Genomic DNA, 21,187 nt, shown 5'->3' with positions numbered 1-21,187 from the left:
TGTTTAACCCTTTATAAAATTTATTATTAGTCTAACCTTGTCATTTAGTCGAGAGTTAACAAATACTTCACTAAGTTGTTGTAGTCAGCTTCAAAGTTATTTTTGTCTAAAGCTGCATTTTCAATTTTATAGCGACCATTAACAATAACGGCTGGAACACCTGTTAAGCCACCACTTTTTGCGTAATAAGTTTGCTTTTTCTTCATTTGTTTTACTTGGCTATTTACGCCAAAGCTTTTCATTAATTTGTCAAACTTTTCGCCATCAGCGCCATTCAACACAAAAACATTACGGATATCTTTTTCAGAAGTAAAGACTGCGCGCTGCACATGAATATAATTAAAAAGTGCAGCCATTAGCTTACTTTCCATGTCCATTTGTTCGGCAACAACTACCGCTTTACTTAACGTTTCCTGCATAACCTGAGAAGCACCACGTAAAAAATCAACATGATTAAATTCAAATTTAACCCCTGCTGGTAACTGCTTTTTCACGCTGGTCATGAACGGTGAAAACTTAAAACAATGTGGGCAGTAAAATGAAAAGAATTCACGTACTTCAGGCTTCTTGGTCGCTTGCTCGCTAACGATGGTGTAATGCGTACCTTCTTGATAATTTGCCGCTGATGCCATTAATGGCAATAATAACATGACAAATAAACTCACTAATTTTTTCATTTAACGTTTTTCCTCAAACAATAGCCCTGCGCTATTTACAATTAATAATTATGCAGGTAATAAACTTAATGGTGGCTGTTGAAGCGCAGACACTTGCTCTTTCAACATTAAAATTTGCTGTTCCCAATATTTATCGGTATTAAACCATGGAAAGTTATGCGGAAACGCTGGGTCTTGCCAACGCTTACATAACCAAGCCATATAATTAACAACACGCATAGTACGTAATGATTCTATCAAAATAAGTTGCTTGGGTTCAAATGAATAAAATTCTTCGTATCCCGAAAGCATAGTATCCAGTTGTAATAACCGCTGCTGGCGATCACCTGAAAGCATCATCCAGAGGTCTTGAATAGCCGGTCCCATTCGACAATCATCTAAATCGACAAAGTGTGGACCTTTATCTGTCCATAAAATATTACCAGCGTGACAATCGCCATGTAAACGTATTTCATGGCTAGGTTGATATTGTTGAGCAGCAATATCAACAACTTGTTCTAAGATAGTAAAAAAAGCTTTGCTCAGATAGTGTGGCACAAAACCTGAATCTTTTATAATATCTGTGGCCTGAAAGAGCATTTCTTGCTTGTTATAGGTCGGGCGATGTTTAAAAGGTTTTGTTGCCGCGACGGCATGAATACGCCCTAAAAATCGTCCCATCCATTCAAGCTGATCTAAATTGTCGACTTCAAAAATACGTCCACCCCGACAAGGATAGATAGCAAAATGAAAACCTTGGTGAGAAAAAAGTGACTCTCCGCCAATTTTTATCGGTGCAACAAGTGGTAATTCATGTTTGGCCAGTTCAAAAGCAAAGCTGTGCTCTTCCCTCAACTCGGCTTCTGTCCAGCGCTGCGGCCGATAAAATTTAGTAACGTATTTTTTCTTATCTTCATCATGAAATTGATAAACACGGTTTTCATAACTATTTAAAGCTAGCAAACCACTATCAACAAAGAGGCCAGTACTTTCTAGGCCATCTAAGATCAAGTCGGGCGATAGGGTAGTAAAATCAAATACAGACATTAGCGTTTATTAAAAAACCTACTTTCATGTTCAAGAGAAACATCATCTTCCTCTGAAACCAACTCAATAACAAATGAAATATCGGTCATATAGCCTTTTAGTTCATAGGGGTCGACGGACAGACTCATCGGTAAAGTATACACGGCAGCCGCTTTTACCATAACTTCTTGCTCGCCATGCCACTTAGTGTTTTCAATGCCTTTAACAGACAAGCGGTAAACATTATCGGTTTGTGATTTATTTAAGATTTTTAAGGTGTAGACATTTTCTATATCACCGTTAAACTTCTCTTTAGCCAATTCATTTCTGTCGCGAATAATGTCCATCGTCACCGGAGCTCGATTTACAATCTCTAATACCAGCAAGCTACACATAACCACGAGAACTATGGCGTAACCTACTAATTTTGAACGAATAAAGTGAACCTTTTTGCCTTGTAATTCATGTTCGGTGGTGTAACGTATTAGCCCTTTTGGGTAATTCATTTTGTCCATAACACCGTCACATGCGTCGACACATGCACCACAGTTTATACACTCATATTGTAAGCCATTACGAATATCTATACCGGTTGGACAGACCTGCACACAAAGGTTGCAGTCAATACAGTCACCTAATTCTAACGATTCGTGTGCTATCTTACGAGAACGTGCGCCACGGTTTTCACCGCGATTAAAGTCATATGAAACCGTTAAGGTATCTTTATCAAACATCGCCGATTGAAAACGCGCATAAGGACACATATGTAGACACATAATTTCACGCATCCAGCCAGCATTACCATAAGTACAAAAAGCAAAGAACCAAACAGTAGCCGCTAAAGCAAACGAAGCCTGAAAAGTAAAAAAGTTAATAAACACTTCATCTACCGGTGCGAAATAACCCACAAAAGTTAGTGCCGTTAGTATCGAGAAAAACAACCAACAAGTATGTTTTAAGGCTTTACGCCAGAATTTGTCAAAATCAAGTTGGCGACTGTCCAGTTTTTTACGCTGATTAGCCGTACCTTCAATTTTTTCTTCAAACCAGATAAAAATAAAGGTCCAGACAGTTTGTGGACATAAATACCCACACCAAACACGCCCTAAAAAGGTGGTAACAAAAAACAGTAAAAAAGCACTAAGAATACAAAGCCAAGCGAGTAAGGTTAAATCTTGTGGCCATAAGGTTAATCCCCATAGCGTGAAACGTTGTTCTGCGATATCAAATAAAATGGCTTGGTGATCGTTATATCGCAACCAAGGTAGCAGCGCAAAAAGGGCTAAGAAAAAAAAGTTCATCCGCTGTCTCAGTAATTGGAAAATACCACTTACTTTACGCACATAAATTTGATCACGGGGCTGGTAGGTTTCTACCTGATTGGGTTGATGTATTTTAATATTTTTAACGGGAATTTGTAGCTGTGCTTTTTTGATCTTGTCTTCTGATTTCACGATAAATCCTTGATATACGAGAGCCCCAAGATTATAACGATATTTACTTAAAAATACGTTATAAAATAATTAATATTAGTGAATAAGCCCAAAATTGATTATTCTTATATAATCATTCAATTATATAAAAAATTATGAAAAATTTATTGATCTTAATCGTTGCCGCTGCATTATTTTTACACTTTTATCCACAACCAGAAGTAGACCAATGGTTTTCAGAACAGAAAAACGTCATTACTAATGCATTTTCAGAAGCTACTGATACCAAAGTGAGATTAAAAGCAGATAAAATTTATACTGACTTAAAGAGTCAACTTGCCAATTTCAGCAGTGAAGAGCAGGACTTTTTAAAAGAAATAACCCGAGATAGAAAAGCCGTAAAAGCCTTTTTTACTGATTTTTGTAATGCTAAGCAGCAATCCCCTCATTTTCACAGTGAAAACCAAGCGAAAGTTTGTCAGACGATTGCCCAGTATAGTGCGCTGTTATAGGCAGATAAACATTAATAACCTATTGAAGGTAAAAGAACTGTTATCGAGAAACCCTAAAGTTTAGATACTCGATAACAGTGTAATGCTAAGCAGAAAGACTCGCCAATAACGTAGAGAATGCTTGCTCAGACACTTGCTCTAAGTGATGAACACCGGCTTTAATCACCCAGTGGCCATTTACCATCACGTCGTTAATCATATTCTGCTGACTCGCAAAAATCATACTGTCTAATAAATGTTGATCATGGTGAGCAAATAAAGCCACTTTTTTGGCATTAAGTACCAGTAAATCTGCTTGCTTGCCTATCGCTAATTCACCGGTATTACTGTTAGTACTTTGAGCGCCACCTAACGCCGCTTGTTGCCATAAATGACGACCAACTGACGGTTGTTTTTCTGTTGCCAAAATAGCACGCTGTTGCTTAATTAATCGTTGGGCATATTCTAACCAACGTAATTCTTCTATAGGATTCACTGAAATATGGCTGTCGGAGCCAATCGCTAAGGTGCCATTTTCAGCTAAAAATTCACTGCTCGGAAAAATACCATCACCCAGATTTGCTTCAGTGGTAGGGCAAATTCCTGCAATCGCTTGACTGGCAATAATTCCTTGGCGTTCTTGTTCATTGATATGTGTCGCATGAATTAAACACCATTGCCGGTCTAATACGACGTTATTTAATAACCATTCCACCGGACGTTGACCATAATGCGCTACACAATCGTCAACTTCTTTTTGCTGCTCGGCGATATGAATATGCACCGGCGCTTTATCATCTAAGCTACGAACATGTTTTACCGCTTGCTCTAGCGACGTTTTGTCAACCGCTCTTAACGAGTGAGGCGCAATGCCAACATTGGTGTTTTCATAATGTGCACTTAAGGTAAAGCAGTCACTAACCAGTTGATTGAATTGTTCAACTGAATTAATAAAGCGCTTTTGACCATCATTTGCGGGTAAAGGACCAAAACCACTAAAACGATAAAGTACCGGTAATAATGTTAAGCCAATCCCCGATTGCTGACTGGCCTTAAAAATAGCTTTTGCCATGGCCGCAAGTTCAACATGGTTTTCCCCGTTAATTTCATGATGTAAATAATGAAATTCTGCAACGCGGGTATAACCCATTTTAAGCATTTCAATATAAAGCTGTTGGGCAATTATTTCGGCATCGTTTACCGTCAGTTGATCGATAAACTTATACATGATGCTTCGCCATGTCCAAAAACTGTCTTGCCCTTCGCTACCTTGTTCACTAAACCCCGCAAAGGCTCGCTGAAAGGCATGAGAATGGCAATTGACCATACCAGGAATAACAACGGCTACTTTTTCAGCGCCATCAATACAGCCTGATGTTATCGCGGTGATCACACCATTTTCTATGGTTAATGTTTGCTGTGTGTGCCAACCACTGCTTAATAAAATACGTTCTGCAAATAACTTCATCAAAAATACCTGTGCTAATTTATTGCTGTGAAAAGTGGATTAACGCTTGCACTAATTGCTCAAGCTTAGGAATAACTTGATCCGCCAACGCTTGATTGTATTCTGGGCTGGGTTCACTCATATAAGTACGTTGTGAAAGCTCTAACTGTACCGCATGAATATTTTTTTGCGGTTGACCATATTGTCGGGTAATAAAACCGCCTTTAAATCGCCCGTTAGTGATCATGCTATAGGGTGAATAATCGAGTTTTTGTAGTGCGGTGATTAATTCGGGCGCACAGCTTTTACCATCAGCCGTACCAAAATTAAAATCGGGTAATTGGCCGGTAAAAAATCTTGGCACGGTTGACAAAATAGAATGGGCCTCGAGTAAAACAGCTTTACCAAATTCAGCCTCCATCTCGGCTAGTGTGGTTTTCAATGCTTGGTGATAAGGCTGCCAATACGTAGTTACCCGATGTGCGATTTCATCTTTGTCAGGTGCTTGGCCATCAAGGTAAAGTGGCGCAAGGTCAAAGGAGGTCGTCGGACACAATTCAGTACTATTGGCGCCAGGATATAAATCAACACCTGCTGGATCTCGATTTAAGTCAATAACATAACGGTTATATTTAGGCATAATAATATAAGCACCAAGCGCTTGAGCAAAGGCGTAAAGTTTGTCTTTATGCCAGTCGGTATCAGCCACTTTTTTACCTTGTTCAGTCATTTTACTGGCAATATTTTCAGGTAAAGCCTCACCGTTATGCGGCATGCTAATAAGTAATGGAATACGACCTTTTATTAACGTGTATGTAATAGACATCTTTAACCCTTTAATTGTATATACAACTTTACCAGCTAATTTATCATGCTGTTGCCCTGGCAAGCAAATTTATTGCTCTATGATGCTAAATTTCAGCTACCTTGCTTGTTAATGGCTAAGCTTTATTCAATATATATCATGGCAATAACTGGCCGTATCACCTATAAAATGTTTTATTTTCATTGTATTAAATAACTCATCTTTTTATTATTATTTGCTGGTTTGCTACTTATAGCATAAAGTGTATTTATTAAAACCTCACTTTTACTCTCATAGATAAACTTAACAACAGACCTAAATATTAAACCATGGATTATGACATTATAAGTAATATAAAGAGTATGTTATGGCGCTTGTCTACTTGGCTTAAATGCACAGTATTGTGCAGTGTTTTGTTAATCACTTTTAGTGCCTATGCCGAGCAGCTGTCCGACAATAAAGCGCCCCTTCGAATAGCTTTACCCGATAGGTCGTCAATCAATGCTGCTTCTGGAGAGAAATTTCAACAGCTGGTTAATTTTCTTAAAGAGTATTGGCAAATTTGGGCAATAGATAATCAACGTGAAGTGTCATTTAGCTACATGCCAACAGAAAAGGCTTATCAGTCGCTCACTAATAATAGTATTGATGTTGTTGCCATTACTCGCTATCAACAGGAACAAACAAACTTATTTTTCAGTATTCCTTATGCTAAATTCAAACAAAAAGTGTTTCGTCGTATTCAAAGTAATAAGAGTAATGGTCTGCAAATAGGCATCTATTCTGACGATCAGACAACTTTAGCTTTTCTTAGTCGCCATATTGAACGTTATTATTATCAAGATATTGATAAGCTGCTCGGCGATTATCAAAAGTATGATGCCTTATATGCAACAGAACCTTGGTTACTTAATCAAAAGTTAAATGAGTATAAGCTCAGTGGTGCTTTTCATATTGCTGAAGATGATGCCCCAGAAGTTTACTTTCGCTTTGCTGTTAGTAAAAAGAATAGAGCATTGATGCATGAAGTTAACGATGGCATTCGCTCAGTAAGTCGACAACAAGCCGAGTTATGGAATAATAAATATTTAGCTTTGAATGAAGGAAATATTTCGTTAACTTTTGGTGCCTATTTTACTAATTTATCGGTTGCTGAAAAAGATTTTATTATTGACCATAATCAACTCTATTTTCCGGTGGTGTCTGGTGGCTTCCCTCCCTATATTATTACTAAAAACTTTAATCACATTACCGAACGAGGCTTCACCATTGATTTATTTATGCTTTCAACAGAGCGCACCGGTATTATTTATAAACCTGTCTATGTAAAAAATATAGAGCAAATTTTTTCTTATTTAGCGCAACAAAAAATCAATGTTCTATCATTGGTTGAGCGCAATAAAGAACGAGAAAAAAAGCTCATTTTTTCTGAGCCTTATTTAAAAGCCAGTTATAGTATGGTCTATCGTCATAATGACACCATAATAGATGGGTTAAGTGGCATAGGTAACAAGAAAGTTGCCGTAGTAAATAACTTTAATGCCACCAGGTTATTAATAGAAAAACTTCCCTTTGCTCATCTTAATTATTTTGATTCGATGAATGCGGCCATTGCTTCAGTATCCTTAGGTGAGTCTGATGTATTTATTGGAGGGTCTCTGGTTTCATCGTATTTGGTTAAAGAAAATCAACTCTCTAATTTAACAAGCCAACCTTTAATAAACTTTAATGATAATGCTCAGTTTTCTTTCGCCAGTAACACCGGTAACGATAATGTTATTAGCTTACTCAACCGGACCATTAAAAGTGTTTCAGCCAACGATTACGAAAGACTTTATGCAAAATGGAGCCAAACGGCTTTTCATGAAAATAATGCCGATAAACAAATTGCTAATGCTTATCGAAATGTCAGCTATTTATTTGTCGCAATAATGCTTTTTGGGTTAATTATTTTTTGGATTTATTATCGACAACTTAAGGTAAGAAAGCTTGCCCAACTAAAAGTGGAACATGCTTTAGCGATTGCTGAATCTGCAAAAATAGAAGCAGAGAAATCAGCTCAAGCAAAAATCACTTTTCTTGCGCGCATGAGTCATGAAATTAGAACGCCGATGAACGGTGTTTTAGGTATGGCAGAAGCACTGGCATTTACGCCTTTAAATACCGAACAGAATGATTTACTTGAAACATTACAGGGCTCGGCAACCAACTTATTAGCTTTACTTAATGATGTGCTCGACTTTTCAAAGATGGACGCCGGCAAGCTTACTTTAGAGTCAGTGCCAGTCAATTTCAACTTACTTTGTAAAAATATTATTAATGGTTTTAATCACATTGAACACCACAAACCATTAGAGATTAATTTACAAATAGATAATAAAATCAGCCATTGCTATTTAACCGACCCAACACGCTTCACACAAGTACTCAATAATTTGCTTAGTAACGCCATTAAGTTCACAGATAAAGGACAAATCGATTTAATTGTCACGGTTGTTAGCAGTGAGGTTATCAATAACAACACCTACGACACGCTTTATTTTGATGTTAAAGATACCGGCATGGGTATAGCGGCAGAAAAACAAACCTTCTTATTTACCCCCTTTATTCAAGCCGATGATGACATTACCCGAAAATATGGTGGTACCGGTTTAGGATTAAGTATTTGCCAAGAAATAATATCAGCGATGGGCAGCGAAATTAAAATTGATTCGACCCTTAATCAAGGGAGTTCCTTCCATTTTAGCTTAAAACTAAAACAATCAACTTTAGAGAGTTCTACCGATAACCGTCGCAGTAATACACGTTTAATTAATGCCGCTGACGATAACCGTTTTCAAGATCTACGTATTCTTATTGCCGAAGATAACCTAGTAAACGTTAAGGTGCTCTGCGCACAACTTGCGCGTCTAAATATTAAAGCCGACATTGCTTACGACGGTAAGGAAGCTTTGGATTTACATGAAAAACAAGCTTATGACATTATTATATCTGACTGTCATATGCCAAATGTTGATGGCTTTGAACTCGCTCAAACGCTAACAGCCGTTGAACAAAGCCGACCGCTTTGGTTAATTGCGGTAACCGCAGATGCGCTGAGTGGCGCAGCTGAAAGATGTATCGCCGCCGGTTTTAATGATTACATGGCCAAACCTTGCCCACAGGAAGAGATAACCAACAAACTCAACAATGCCTATCGACAGTTATTAAAGAAACAGCAAAAAAACAACTTAATTAAACAAAATTTTACCCTCTTTGATTTAGATATGCTGCTGAAAAATAATGAGCATGATATTGAACTGAGTAGAAATGTTGGCCGACTTTTTATTGCCTCATGGCAAAAAGAAAAAAAGCAGTGGCTAAGCGCTACGGCAAATTTTGACCATAAATATATACAAGTGCTTGCCCATAAACTAAAAGGCAGTACACGGTATTTTGCTCACCATGAGATAGCTAAAACGCTCAATGATGTTAGTCAGCAGGCGAAGGCTGAAAATAGTCACGATATAAAAGCGTCTGCTAGCCACCTTTATTTGCAACTTGATATACTCACCGAAGAAATTAAACGTTGGTTATTATCACAAGCACAGTGATTTTTTAATGAGGAATGTAGATTAGCCTCCTTATTATCAATCGCTTTAATCAATCATTATGAATTGTTTTTATCACTTTATTAAATTGAGTTATTCACCCATACTGGTTTCACTTAATCGATTCAAATCAATCAAAGCGAGTGACTATGTTTACCAATAAAGAAACACAGCAAGTTCCAAACACTACTTTTCCTATTATTACTGCCGATGGTTGGGCAAGTCGAAACAGTGATGAAATTTTTGCTAATAAAACCGTAATTGTTTTTTCATTACCGGGGGCATTTACACCGACCTGTTCATCTTCACATTTACCACGATACAATGAACTAGCGAAAAAGTTCTCTGCGAATGGTGTCGATGAAATCGTCTGTATTTCTGTTAATGATACCTTTGTAATGAATGCTTGGGCACAAGACAAAGATGCTGCCAACATTAGTTTTATTCCCGATGGCAATGGCGACTTTACCGAAGCGATGGGCTTATTAGTTGATAAAAAAGAAATTGGTTTTGGTAAGCGCAGCTGGCGCTATTCAATGCTGGTAAAAAATGGCGTTATAGAAAAAATGTTCATTGAACCTGATTTACCTGGCGACCCATTTGAAGTATCTGATGCTGATACCATGCTCAATTACATTAATCCTGAAGCCGTACAGTCTCAAGAAATAACAATTTTTAGTAAGCCAGATTGCCCATTTTGTAAAAAAGCTAAAGCGTTATTAACAAGCCAAGGTTTAAAGTTTGAAGAATTAGTCGTCGGTACTGACGTAAATACTTCAATGTTCCGTGCTATTACCAACTCGGATACGGTACCACAAGTATTTATTGATGGTAAAAACATTGGTGGTAGTGAAGATTTAGCCGCTTACTTTGGCTAAACCTTATCGTTAGACCAGCACTTGACACTGATTGTTGGCGATACCGTAAAAACAAAAAAGCTAGATAACTCACGTTATCTAGCTTTTTTTTAAACTTTAGCGTTAGACTTTAAACTTACCTACTAAGTCATTCAAGCCGGTGAACTCTTGTTGTAAACTGTCACAAGCTTGCTGTGTTTGCTGTAAATTTTGTACGCCTTGCTGATTTAAATCCATCAAATTTAATATATCTTCATCGATCGATCTAATCACGTTAACTTGTTGTTGGGTGGCTTCGGTTACTGCATGATTTTCATTATCAACTTGTTGTAACATATGTATAATTAGTTGCATTTTTTCATCGGCTACTGTGGCTTTCTGGACGCTGCTGGTACTATTTTTTTGACTTTCTTCCATAGACGCGACCACCGCATTGGTGCCCGTTTCTAAGTTGTCAATCATGGTTTCAATTTCCAGTGCCGCTTCTTGAGTGCGTTGAGCTAACTGCCTAACTTCATCAGCTACCACAGCAAAACCTCTGCCCGCTTCCCCAGCACGTGCAGCTTCAATAGCGGCATTTAACGCAAGTAAGTTGGTTTGTGAACTAACCCCTTTAATGACATCTAAAATGCTGACTATATTTTTAGTTTCACTGCTTAACTTTTCAATTTCACCGCTTGACTGTGTCATTATTTTTGACAAATGTTCAATAGACTGAATATTTTCATTGAGTGCCACCAGCCCTTCATTTGACTGCGCTTGCATACCTGATGTTAAGTCAGATGCGGTTACTGCGTTAGTCGAAATTTCTTGCGAGGAGTTATTTAACTCAGTTACCGCTGTCGATACACTCTCGCCGCGATTAAGCTGTTGATCGGCCATATCAATACCGACTTGTGAGCTTTGTCGAACTTGGTTAATGTGTTGTTCTAAATTCGCCGCTGACTCTTTAACTCTTCGCATCGAATGATGCATGGTTTCAATAAAATCATTAAAGTTTTCTGATAGTTCACCAAACTCATCTTGGCTTTCAACCGATAAACGTTGAGTTAAATCACCGTCGCCTCGAGCAATACCTTTTATGGCAAGATTTAAGGTCTGAATAGGTTTCATTAAATAACTGAACAACAAATGTAGAAGAATGATTGTGGCAAGTAAGCTAACAATAACCACAATAATGGCCATGTTTCTCGAATTCACCATAGGTTGATAAGCTTTTTCGCTGTCAAGCACGACACCTACATACCAATTAACCGAGTCAATACCTTTAATGGGGATAAATGAAACTATGGTGTGATTATTAATCTCATTTAAGTCACTCGTAAAAGGCGGTGTTTGACCTAATAATTCACTGACCTCTTTATCGACATATTTCACCTCAGGATGACTGAGAATCTTGCCTTTTGAAGTCATTAAATAGGCATAGCCTAAATCAAGGAAATCAATTTCGTTTAAAATAGATGAAATTTCATCTAGAAAAATATCTCCTCCTGCGGCACCAACAAATTGACCATTTTTCAAAATAGGCGCTACAGCCGTTAATACTTTTTGATCCGTTGTGGCATCTATATAAGTTTCAGTAAAAGAAGACTTACGCCCTTCTTTTGCAAGTAAATACCAAGGGCGCTGACGAATATCAAAACCTTCTGGTAGTTGTATCGTTAAATCATCAAGAATAAATTCGCCAGTACTTGCTAATCCAACAAAGGTATTCTTCATCTTCCCGGCTTTTACTGCTTGCTGAACCGCATGAAAAATCTCTTCATGACTATTAATGTCAGTAATATTAAGCGCCACTGCATCGATTATTTGTAGGCGATTCGTTAACCAGTTAGCAATATTTCCAGAAACCGAACGTCCTATTTCATCAATAGCATTGTTAAGATTTTTTTGAGTATGGTCTTTCAAAAATATATAATTAATTGATGTAGATACCGACAGGGCTATTAATAATAATACGGTAGTCACCATAATTATTTTGTGGGAAAATTTTAATTTAAACACTGATGATCTCTCTTACTTTATTAGCCAACTTTATGGCATTACCATAGCACTGGGAATATCTAGATCCAACTTCCCGTTACATTTAATCTTTTGAAAGCAACTTCAAAAGTAATCTGATAAAATAGCGCTATATTTTTAATGATAGTATCGCTAATTACTCTTATGGACAATCAACCTTTCAACCCATTACATGGCATCACTTTAAAAGCACTTGTTACCGAACTTGTTGAATATTTTGGTTACCCTGCGCTTAGTCAACAAATAAAAATTAAATGCTTCACTGAGGATCCTAGTATCAATTCAACCTTAAAATTTTTACGTAAAACGCCTTGGGCGCGTGAAAAAGTTGAAGCACTTTTTATTAAGAATTATCATAAAGTTCATCAAGTAAATGATGAAAAAAATAGCGGTCAATAATTTCGCAAGCTACTAATACTCAATAAAAATTTTAGCTTATAGCGCAATAAACTAATTGCTTAGTTAAAAACCTGTCACACTGGCTCCATATTCATTATTTTTTGGAGTCAGGTATGAAACCCATTAATCACTACATTTTAACTTGGCAATGCCCTGATACTTCAGGAGTATTAGCAAAAGTTTCTCAAAGCCTTTACCAGCACGGCGCTTTTATTACAGAAACCTCACAGTACAGCGATCCGTATACCTCGATTTTTTTCTCACGTATTGCATTTGATGACAGAAACTTAACGGTTTCAATTGCGCAATTCCGTCAAGCAATCGCTGAATTAGCCCAACCGCTTGCGATGAACTTTCAATTAAGAGAGCGTGACGATTTTCCAAATGTCGTTATAGCAGTATCTAAAGATGATCATTGCTTAGTGTCGTTGTTAACTAAAGTTAAAGCCGGTGTTTTACCGATTAATGTTGCTGCTGTGGTTTCAAACCATCAGGACTGCCAAGCCTTAGTTGATTGGCATAAAATTCCTTTTCATCACTTACCTATTTCCTCTTCAACAAAAGAGCAGCAAGAAAGTGAACTACAAGCCTTATTAATAAACTATAAAACAGACTTATTAGTGCTTGCGCGTTATATGCAAATTTTGTCTGATGATTTTTGTCAACAATGGCAAGGTCAAGCTATTAATATTCATCATTCTTTTTTACCCAGTTTTAAAGGCGCAAAACCATACCATCAAGCCCACCAACGTGGTGTAAAAGTGATTGGCGCAACCGCCCACTATATCACCAGTGACTTAGATGAAGGGCCCATTATTGTGCAAGAAGTTAAAGCAATTAACCATAGCCTGACAATAGAGCAAATGGTTCATAGTGGTCACGACATTGAAGCAACAGCATTGTCTCATGCGGTTAGGATGCATGCCGAGCAGCGCGTCTGTTTGAATCAGGGCAAAACAGTTATTTTACTTTAACGGTTAATTTATAACGAAAACGTACCATTTAAAGCAGCTAGTACGTGAGGTGCTTTACTGTTTTCATAGCCTATTTCTGCTACATTAAGGCATAACCTTTTGCCTTAATTAGTTGTATTTTTCGATGATCCACTACCAAATAACGCCTAAAAACTTAAACAGTCATTTATTTTCTGTTGCGCTTTCTTTTGCCACACAAGTGGGTAAAACTTACCATTTATCACTACCCGCTTGGTTACCTGGTAGCTATATGATCCGTGACTTTGCGAAAAACATTACTGAAATTAGCGCTTATAGCAGCGACCAAGAAACGACTCAACCTATTGAGGCGGTTACGCTAAATAAAACCGATAAGCAAACTTGGCAATTAACCGCAACAAGTGCCAACACCACGATATGTTATCAAATATTCGCTTTCGATTTATCGGTACGCACCGCTTATTTAGACAGTGAACGTGGCTTTTTTAATGGCAGTTCAACCTTTTTACAAGTGCAAGAGTTACCCGATGAACGCTGCCAGTTAACCATTGCATTACCACAAGACCTAGCAGCTAAAGCGTCTACACCATTAAATAGTTGGCGAGTTGCCACCGGCTTAACGCGCGCTAAAGGCACTGACAAATATCAGTTAGGTGATTATATTGCTAAAGACTATCACGAACTTATCGACTGCCCTGTTGCCATTGGTAACTTTGATGCTTTCGAGTTTGTGGTCGAAGGTGTTACTCACCACTTAGTCTTTACTAGCCAACATTTTGGTGATCGGGAACGCTTAAAAGCAGATATTGCTAAACTTTGCCAGCATCATATTAACTTATTTGGCGAGGCCCCTTTTAAAGAGTACTGGTTTATTACCCATTTGTTAGGCAGCGGTTTTGGTGGGCTTGAACATAAAAATTCGACTATTTTACAGGCAAGTCGCTTTGATTTACCTAACCCTAATAGACCTGATGAAACGTCTGAAAATTATCAAACTTTTCTAAGCTTATGTTCACACGAATATTTTCACGCGTGGAATGTGTGCCGTATTAAACCAAAAGAATTTATTCCCTACAACTTGCAACATGAAGTCCATACCAGACAACTATGGGCTTATGAAGGGATCACGTCTTATTATGATGATTTTTCATTGTTTCGCAGCGGATTGATCAGTTTTGAAGACTATTTACTGCAATTATCTAAGACAGCTACCCGAGTATACCGTGGCCAAGGCGAACTAAAACAAAGTGTCAGTGACTCCAGCTTTGATACTTGGACTAAGTTTTATCAACAAGGTCCCGATGGTGTTAATAATATTGTTAGTTATTACACTAAAGGCGCCTTAATTGCACTCTGGCTAGATTTAACTATTCGAGAAAAATCAGCAGGTGTCTACAGTTTAGATACCTTAATGCGTGAATTATGGATACATTTTGGTAGAACAAATATTGGCACTGGCGAGGAAGACTTTATAAATATCGCCAACATTCTCTGTAACGACGATATTACAGCGGATTTTCAAGCTTTACTTAATAATGCTCAACGTGTTGAGTTAGCACCGTTACTTAAGCAAGTAGGTATTGCCTTTACTGCTCGAAAGTTTAAAAAACTTAATAGCTTAGAAACTACTGATAATAACGCCTATGCTCCTTATATCGGTGCACAATATAGCGCGTTACCATTGGGCGTAAAAATCACTCAGGTTATCGAAAACGCTCCGGCAGCTCAAGCTGGTTTAGCGGTTAACGATATTTTACTTGCCGTAAATAATATAAAAGTGACTGAAAAATCCTTGCAGCAACTTGCTGACCATTTACCAGAAAATACTGAGCTAACCTGCCACTACTTCCGTGATGATCAATTAATGACCAGTCACCTTGTTTTCATTGATTCACCTCTGGCGGCCATAGCGATTACTGAGGTGGACAGAACGCTTAGCGAGAAATGGCGTTGTAAAAATTAACTGTAAATTTTTTGCCACAAAAAAGTTAAACGCTAGCGTAATTAAAAAAATCACAAACTAGTAACAAAAGTTACTTTATGTAAAGATAACCTTATTGCTTTCAAAAATAGAATATTAGAGGTTTAAAATGATCAAAATGAAACGAATTCACCACGTCGCTTATCGTTGTACGGATGCAAAAGTTACTGTTGATTGGTACAAAGAACATTTGAACATGGAACTGACGGTAGCCATTGCTGAAAATGAGGTACCGTCGACTAAAGCGCCAGACCCTTATATGCATATATTTTTAGATGCAGGCATGGGCAACGTTTTAGCCTTTTTTGAAATCCCTAATTCCCCAACCATGGGCCGAGATGAAAACACACCAACATGGGTACAGCATATTGCACTAGAAGTTGAAGATGTTGATGCACTTGTTGCCGCAAAAGAAGAGTTACAAAGTAAGGGGGTTGATGTCTTAGGCCCCGTTCATCATGGCGTATTTAAATCAATTTATTTCTTTGACCCGAGCGGGCATCGTTTAGAGTTGGCGGCAAATACTGGTACGGTTGAACAAATGAAAGAATTAAAAAGGGTCGCACCTTTAATGATTGAAGAGTGGGCAGTCACTAAAGTAGCGCCAAAGCACGCAGCTTGGTTACACGAATAAGGCTCTTTCGTCCCTCGCTAGCTCTCCAACGAGATACGATAAATATCACTAAGCTGAATATTTTTTTATCAGCTTAGTTTACTACCCTGACTTTTATTAGCAGTAAACCACCAATTAACTTCCTTGCATTGACTAGGCAAAATGAATAAATAATATCTATTTATTCATTTTACCTTATTCATTAAATAGGACATTAGTACATAAAACGAAAGATTTCGTATATAAAGCAAGCAAAATAAAGTACTACATTTATGATTTTACTTGTAAGACATTAGCCATAAATAAAGCTTATTACTATCATTCACTAAATTTAAAATCAATTAATACTATTTAAAAACAACACGTTAAACTTTACAATTTAATGAATTGTAAATAAATGTATATTTATAACTTGCGGCATTTATAAACTAAGGTAAAGTATTGTCCAGCTACTTTGTAGCCAAATAAAAATATGGATTGAATTGCACGGAAAGCCTTTAACCTTCTCTTAGTAGAATGTTACTTTTAAAGAATACGGATGATTAAGTTAATATCAGGATGATTGTTAATATTTAGGTCGATAGACCGATACGGACAGCCCAATAAAGTGTCAGGATGACCAATAAAAAATGAACCGAGTATTTAACGCAACATAAAAAATAATAATACGTTAAAGCTTATAAAGGGAATTGCTAATAGGTTAGGATAACCACTTAAAGTTTGATGAAAACGATGACTTGTTCATCGTTTTTTTATGCCTGAAAATTAATCATGAAAAACACTATCGCTGTTTCCTACAATATAACGTAAAATAGAAACATTGAACTTAAAAACGAAATTATTTTATGTCTCGTACCAAAAAATCTAGAAAGCAAGGCAATGGCCCTATCGGCGCTGTGAAAGATGATAAGAAAAAAGCCCTAGTTCCTGTTGATAGAAAACCAAAGAAAAAAACAGGAAAGCAAGCTGGCAACCGACAAAAAGAAGCTTTTGATGCAGGTAAAGAATCTCACCTACCTACAGAAAATAAAGATCCGCGCATTGGTAGTAAAAAACCAATAGATCTTGGCGGACCGATAAAAGCAGCGGTGCAACCTTTTAAAGCCAAAAACAAAGTAAAAGTAGATAACTCTCCAATTGCTGCTATTCGTGTTGTTGAAGCTGATACCTCATTGCAACAAGAACTATTCGCTATTGAAGAAGATAGCCGCTTGCAGAGTATTCTTGCCCAGCAAGATGAAGATATTTCGCTAAGTAACGAAGATGTTGATTACTTTAACGAGAAGATGGAACGTCATCAGCAATTACGTGAGATACTCGGCATAGAAGATGAAGATGACGATGAATCGCCTGAAACACTAAGTAAAGCAAAATCGGGTGATGATCTTTGGGACAAATTTGACAACAGCGACCTGTCAGAATTCGAGTAAGGCTTTATCATGTTTTCAAATCCTTGGATTTATGCAATTGTTGGCGCAGTAATTATTATTGCTGCGCTTACCTTTTATGCGGTGAAATTATTAAACCAACTAAAGGCGCAAACGGTTAAAATAAGACAGGCCGAGCAAGATAAAAAAATTGCCTTAGCGAAGCACGACAGTAAAATACTCAGTAGTGTCGTGATCATCGCCCACGCAATGAAAGAAGAGCAATGCGATATCGCTGAGGGTTGTTGGCGCTTAAGTGTATTGCTCGACTCTTTAAAATTGAGTACAGGTTTATCAGCAGAATTTCCTGCTGTCTTTGAACTTTATAATAAAATCAAACATATGCCTATTCTTGAAGCAAGAAAAAAACTTGCAAAAAATGAGCGTATGAAACTTGATTTTGAACGTATGAAAGCAGAAGGCGACTTATCTGCACAGATAAAAATTGATGTTACTTCTTTGCATCAATATGCTCAAGAACGTATCAGTGCTTTGGCAAGCTAACTTTTTTACCAAGTTAATCACGCTTTGTTGCGCTCGATCAATATCGTTAATGTTGGCATTGTTAAACTGTTACTTAGCATATACCCGTTACCATTCAACCTACATCTTGATTGATAGCGAGTATATAAGTAATGGCTAACTCGGTAACAACCAATGCAAGCAAATCAATTTTTTGACCCTAAATTACTGTCTAAATATAATACCAGTGGACCGAGATATACCTCTTATCCCACGGCATTAGAGTTTCATGATGAATTTTCTGAACAAGATTTCATTCAAGCAGTAAAAGATTCACCCAATCGTGAATTGTCTTTGTATGTACATATTCCCTTTTGCCATAGTCTTTGTTATTACTGCGGATGCAATAAAGTTATTACCCGCCACCGTGATAAAGCAGATACCTACTTAGAATTTTTAGCGGAAGAAATTAGTTCTCGTGCTGAATTTTTTACCGACTACACCGTTAAGCAGCTCCATTGGGGCGGTGGTACACCCAGTTTTTTAACCCATATCCAAATCACAAAATTAGTTTCTTTATTAAAAGAAAAATTCACTTTTGCTGAACATGTAGAAATGAGTATAGAAATTGATCCGCGTGAAATTGAAATGAACCTTGCTGAGCACCTCTTTGATTTAGGTTTTAATCGCCTAAGTATTGGCGTACAAGACATTGACAAAAAAGTACAAGAAACAATTAATCGTGTGCAATCAACCGAATTTATTAGCGACTTTATTGCCCATGCAAAGGCCGTGGGCTTCAAATCAATTAATATCGACTTGATCTATGGTTTGCCCCACCAAACTATAGAAACCTTTACAAAAACGCTTAACAAAGCCCATGAGATGGATGTAGACCGTATTTCATTGTTTAGCTATGCACATATTCCCAGCCGATTTGCTGCCCAACGTAAATTACGTGACGAATGGTTACCCAGCGTACAAGAAAAGTTTGCCTTAATGAAACTCGCCATCGAAAAACTTTGTGGCTTTGGCTACGATTTTATTGGGATGGATCACTTTGCTAAGCCTAATGACGAACTTTCTATTGCACAAAAAGAGGGTTCCCTGCATCGTAATTTTCAAGGTTATACCACTAAAGGTGGTTGTGACTTATTAGGATTAGGTGTTTCTTCTATTAGTAATATCGGTACAGCTTTCAGTCAAAACATTAAAGAATTGCAAGACTATTATAAAGCGATAGATACTAGAAAAAACGCTCAAGTGAAAGGGGTTAGTTTATCAACAGATGATGTGATCCGTGGCGAAGTTATTCGTGAATTAATGTGTAATTTATATATTGATAAACAACAGATCAGCAAAAAATACGACATTGATTTTGCAGAATATTTTGCTGAAGATTTACCTCTACTGAAAACATTTATCAGCGATGGTTTGGTTGAAAATACTGCTGAGTTTATTAAAGTAGATCAGAAAGCACGTTTATTGATTCGTAATATTTGTATGAGTTTTGATGCTTATATGAAACAGCACGTTAACCAACAGCGCTTCTCGCGGGTCATTTAAGCGGAACTCCCACCTTTATAAACAATAAATAATTATAAAGGTGAGAAATTTAATCAATTTTGCCTAAACTAAACTTGTGGCCAGCACTTGAAAAAATTAATTCAACACCTTTCTCTGTAACCACTTCTTGTGCTAAATCGGCCCATTGGTAATAAACATTACGGTGAACTTTTGCCAATAAGTTACGACGCACTAAAACATATAATTCGCCGTTAGCGTTCATCGTTAACGGATGGGTTTCATCAAGCACAAATTCATCATCTAGGTTGGTACTAACCGTCATTATTGATTTGTTATCATCTTGCCAAGCCCACTGCGTTAAAACAAAAGGGGCGTCTTCTACCAGAATTTTAACTTTTTCAACGGGTGTCACTAAAAAGTACTCGTCGCGATCACCGGCAACTTCTCTTAATAAAACCGAAGCAAAAAGTTTAACTAAAGATAGCCGTTTAAATATTGTGCCGCCATAAAACCAGTCACCATTACTTTTAACCTGTAAATCAATTTCTCCACAATACGGTGGGTTCCATGATTCTATCGGTGGTAAGTTTTTAGCTTTACCTGGCGTTAGCTTATTTAATTGTTCAGAAATTTTGTCTAGTGACATATATACCGCCAAATTATCCGTTGGATAGTAATTTTAAGACCTAAGGTAAAAATACAGTATGAGGAGACATTAGTAAAACAGCATCTAGAATTAACTTCATAACGAGGTAAAAATCCAGTTAAGTAAAATGTTGCGGATAAAACAGTTAAAAACAAAGATTTTTCTTGTCAATCTGCTTAAAAATGCAATATACTCTCCGCGCCTTATCACTGGGCACTTCAAGTAATATCAGTGGTGGCTATAGCTCAGTTGGTAGAGCCCCGGATTGTGATTCCGGTTGTCGAGGGTTCAAGTCCCTTTAGCCACCCCATTTTTTCTTCCCCATAAGTTAAAATATAAAACTACGAATAAATAATCGGTGATTAGCGCAGCTTGGTAGCGCACTTGGTTTGGGTCCAAGGGGTCGCAAGTTCGAATCTTGCATCACCGACCACTTTTAAATTAAATCCCCCCTTAGAATACACAATAAACTAACACTTCATAAAATCGCTCCGGTGCATATTCTGTGAGTATTTGAAGCTAATTAGGTCTAATTACTTACACGACTATCCAACTTACAGCTCATATCTTCAACATCGACCGGAACTGATTAACTTTGCCTGTTTAGGGCATTTACTGTCTGGTTCCTGTGCCTTTTACTGAAAAGTGAAATATAGACCTAAACGAAAAACACAAAAAAGTGCGCATTATAGACGTTAGTTACAGGTAGTACTTTAGGTCAAGAGTTAGCCAAAAGCTGACATTAGCTTTTGTATATTCTTAATCATATTTAGCAGAACACTAGCTAGGGCTTTCTGCTTGTCTGTGAGACGGATTTAAGAAAATCACTGACGTTGAATAACTATGAGTAGC

The 21,187-nt window shown here is 37.4% G+C and carries 16 protein-coding genes, 2 tRNA genes and 1 pseudogene; 12 read left to right on the top strand and 7 right to left on the bottom strand.

Translation table 11 applies throughout. The features are described 5' to 3' along the window. Positions 1-44: 44 nt before the first annotated feature. Genes ESZ26_RS14735 through ccoG form a run of 3 tightly spaced genes read right to left on the bottom strand, consistent with a single transcriptional unit; the run spans position 45 to position 3,136 of the window. Entirely contained in the window at positions 45-677 is a 633-nt protein-coding gene (locus tag ESZ26_RS14735; protein ID WP_146800227.1) for a thiol:disulfide interchange protein DsbA/DsbL, read from the bottom strand. Between the two features lie 48 nt (positions 678-725). Then, the gene (locus ESZ26_RS14730; RefSeq protein ID WP_146800226.1) at positions 726-1,703 is read right to left on the bottom strand and encodes a serine/threonine protein kinase; all 978 of its coding nucleotides are present in this window, start codon (positions 1,701-1,703) and stop codon (positions 726-728) included. After that, positions 1,703-3,136, bottom strand: a complete 1,434-nt coding sequence (gene ccoG, locus ESZ26_RS14725) for a cytochrome c oxidase accessory protein CcoG (RefSeq protein WP_170246391.1) — start codon at positions 3,134-3,136, stop codon at positions 1,703-1,705. Before ccoG ends, ESZ26_RS14730 begins: the two co-directional genes overlap by 1 nt. 134 nt (positions 3,137-3,270) lie before the next feature. Between ccoG and ESZ26_RS14720 the strand changes: the two genes are divergently transcribed. After that, complete coding sequence (locus ESZ26_RS14720) at positions 3,271-3,627, top strand: hypothetical protein (RefSeq protein ID WP_146800224.1); 357 nt, start codon at positions 3,271-3,273, stop codon at positions 3,625-3,627. Between the two features lie 85 nt (positions 3,628-3,712). Here the strand turns inward: ESZ26_RS14720 and ESZ26_RS14715 are convergent, their stop codons facing one another. Both ESZ26_RS14715 and hutG read right to left on the bottom strand, forming a co-directional pair. Continuing rightward, positions 3,713-5,074, bottom strand: a complete 1,362-nt coding sequence (locus ESZ26_RS14715) for a formimidoylglutamate deiminase (RefSeq protein WP_146800223.1) — start codon at positions 5,072-5,074, stop codon at positions 3,713-3,715. A gap of 19 nt (positions 5,075-5,093) precedes the next feature. Then, positions 5,094-5,879, bottom strand: a complete 786-nt coding sequence (hutG, locus tag ESZ26_RS14710; protein ID WP_146800222.1) for an N-formylglutamate deformylase — start codon at positions 5,877-5,879, stop codon at positions 5,094-5,096. 308 nt (positions 5,880-6,187) lie between these two features. Here hutG and ESZ26_RS14705 point away from each other — a divergent pair, with 308 nt between their 5' ends. Together ESZ26_RS14705 and ESZ26_RS14700 are read left to right on the top strand one after the other, a co-directional pair. Further along, the gene (locus ESZ26_RS14705; RefSeq protein WP_146800221.1) at positions 6,188-9,451 is read left to right on the top strand and encodes an ATP-binding protein; all 3,264 of its coding nucleotides are present in this window, start codon (positions 6,188-6,190) and stop codon (positions 9,449-9,451) included. A gap of 146 nt (positions 9,452-9,597) precedes the next feature. Then, entirely contained in the window at positions 9,598-10,326 is a 729-nt protein-coding gene (locus ESZ26_RS14700; RefSeq protein ID WP_146800220.1) for a glutathione peroxidase, read from the top strand. Positions 10,327-10,428: 102 nt separating this feature from the next. Here ESZ26_RS14700 and ESZ26_RS14695 read toward each other — a convergent pair whose 3' ends face one another. Then, positions 10,429-12,309 (bottom strand): methyl-accepting chemotaxis protein, encoded by a 1,881-nt coding sequence (locus tag ESZ26_RS14695; protein ID WP_146800219.1) that lies wholly within the window; start codon positions 12,307-12,309, stop codon positions 10,429-10,431. Between the two features lie 162 nt (positions 12,310-12,471). Here ESZ26_RS14695 and ESZ26_RS14690 point away from each other — a divergent pair. The 7 genes and pseudogenes from ESZ26_RS14690 to hemN all read left to right on the top strand — a co-directional run. Next, positions 12,472-12,708 (top strand): annotated as a pseudogene (locus tag ESZ26_RS14690) (VF530 family protein); the annotation flags it as partial. A 131-nt stretch (positions 12,709-12,839) separates the two neighbouring features. Next, positions 12,840-13,700: a formyltetrahydrofolate deformylase gene (purU, locus tag ESZ26_RS14685; RefSeq protein ID WP_146800217.1), complete on the top strand. Its 861-nt coding sequence runs from the start codon at positions 12,840-12,842 to the stop codon at positions 13,698-13,700. A 124-nt stretch (positions 13,701-13,824) separates the two neighbouring features. Continuing rightward, the gene (locus ESZ26_RS14680; RefSeq protein ID WP_146800216.1) at positions 13,825-15,642 is read left to right on the top strand and encodes a M61 family metallopeptidase; all 1,818 of its coding nucleotides are present in this window, start codon (positions 13,825-13,827) and stop codon (positions 15,640-15,642) included. A 127-nt stretch (positions 15,643-15,769) separates the two neighbouring features. Further along, on the top strand, positions 15,770-16,294 hold the full coding sequence (locus ESZ26_RS14675; RefSeq protein WP_070375174.1) for a VOC family protein: 525 nt from the start codon (positions 15,770-15,772) through the stop codon (positions 16,292-16,294). 824 nt (positions 16,295-17,118) lie between these two features. Continuing rightward, a complete protein-coding gene (gene yihI, locus ESZ26_RS14670) occupies positions 17,119-17,703 on the top strand; it encodes a Der GTPase-activating protein YihI (protein WP_146800215.1) in 585 nt (194 codons plus the stop codon). Between the two features lie 9 nt (positions 17,704-17,712). Further along, positions 17,713-18,204, top strand: a complete 492-nt coding sequence (locus ESZ26_RS14665) for a DUF2489 domain-containing protein (RefSeq protein ID WP_146800214.1) — start codon at positions 17,713-17,715, stop codon at positions 18,202-18,204. A gap of 153 nt (positions 18,205-18,357) precedes the next feature. After that, positions 18,358-19,728, top strand: coding sequence for an oxygen-independent coproporphyrinogen III oxidase (gene hemN, locus ESZ26_RS14660; RefSeq protein WP_146800213.1), 1,371 nt, complete (start codon positions 18,358-18,360; stop codon positions 19,726-19,728). A 49-nt stretch (positions 19,729-19,777) separates the two neighbouring features. Here hemN and ESZ26_RS14655 read toward each other — a convergent pair whose 3' ends face one another. Continuing rightward, positions 19,778-20,335 (bottom strand): DUF1285 domain-containing protein, encoded by a 558-nt coding sequence (locus tag ESZ26_RS14655; RefSeq protein ID WP_146800212.1) that lies wholly within the window; start codon positions 20,333-20,335, stop codon positions 19,778-19,780. Between the two features lie 234 nt (positions 20,336-20,569). On the opposite strand from ESZ26_RS14655, the gene ESZ26_RS14650 reads away from it, so the two are divergent. Further along, positions 20,570-20,645 (top strand) — tRNA-His (locus ESZ26_RS14650). Between the two features lie 46 nt (positions 20,646-20,691). Then, a tRNA-Pro gene (locus tag ESZ26_RS14645) sits at positions 20,692-20,768 on the top strand. Positions 20,769-21,187 lie beyond the last annotated feature (419 nt).

It is taken from the genome of Colwellia hornerae, assembly GCF_007954355.1.
Classification (GTDB): Bacteria; Pseudomonadota; Gammaproteobacteria; order Enterobacterales; family Alteromonadaceae; genus Colwellia_A; species Colwellia_A hornerae.
Note: the sequence above shows the minus strand (reverse complement) of the source record. Positions and strands in the feature narration are given on the sequence as shown.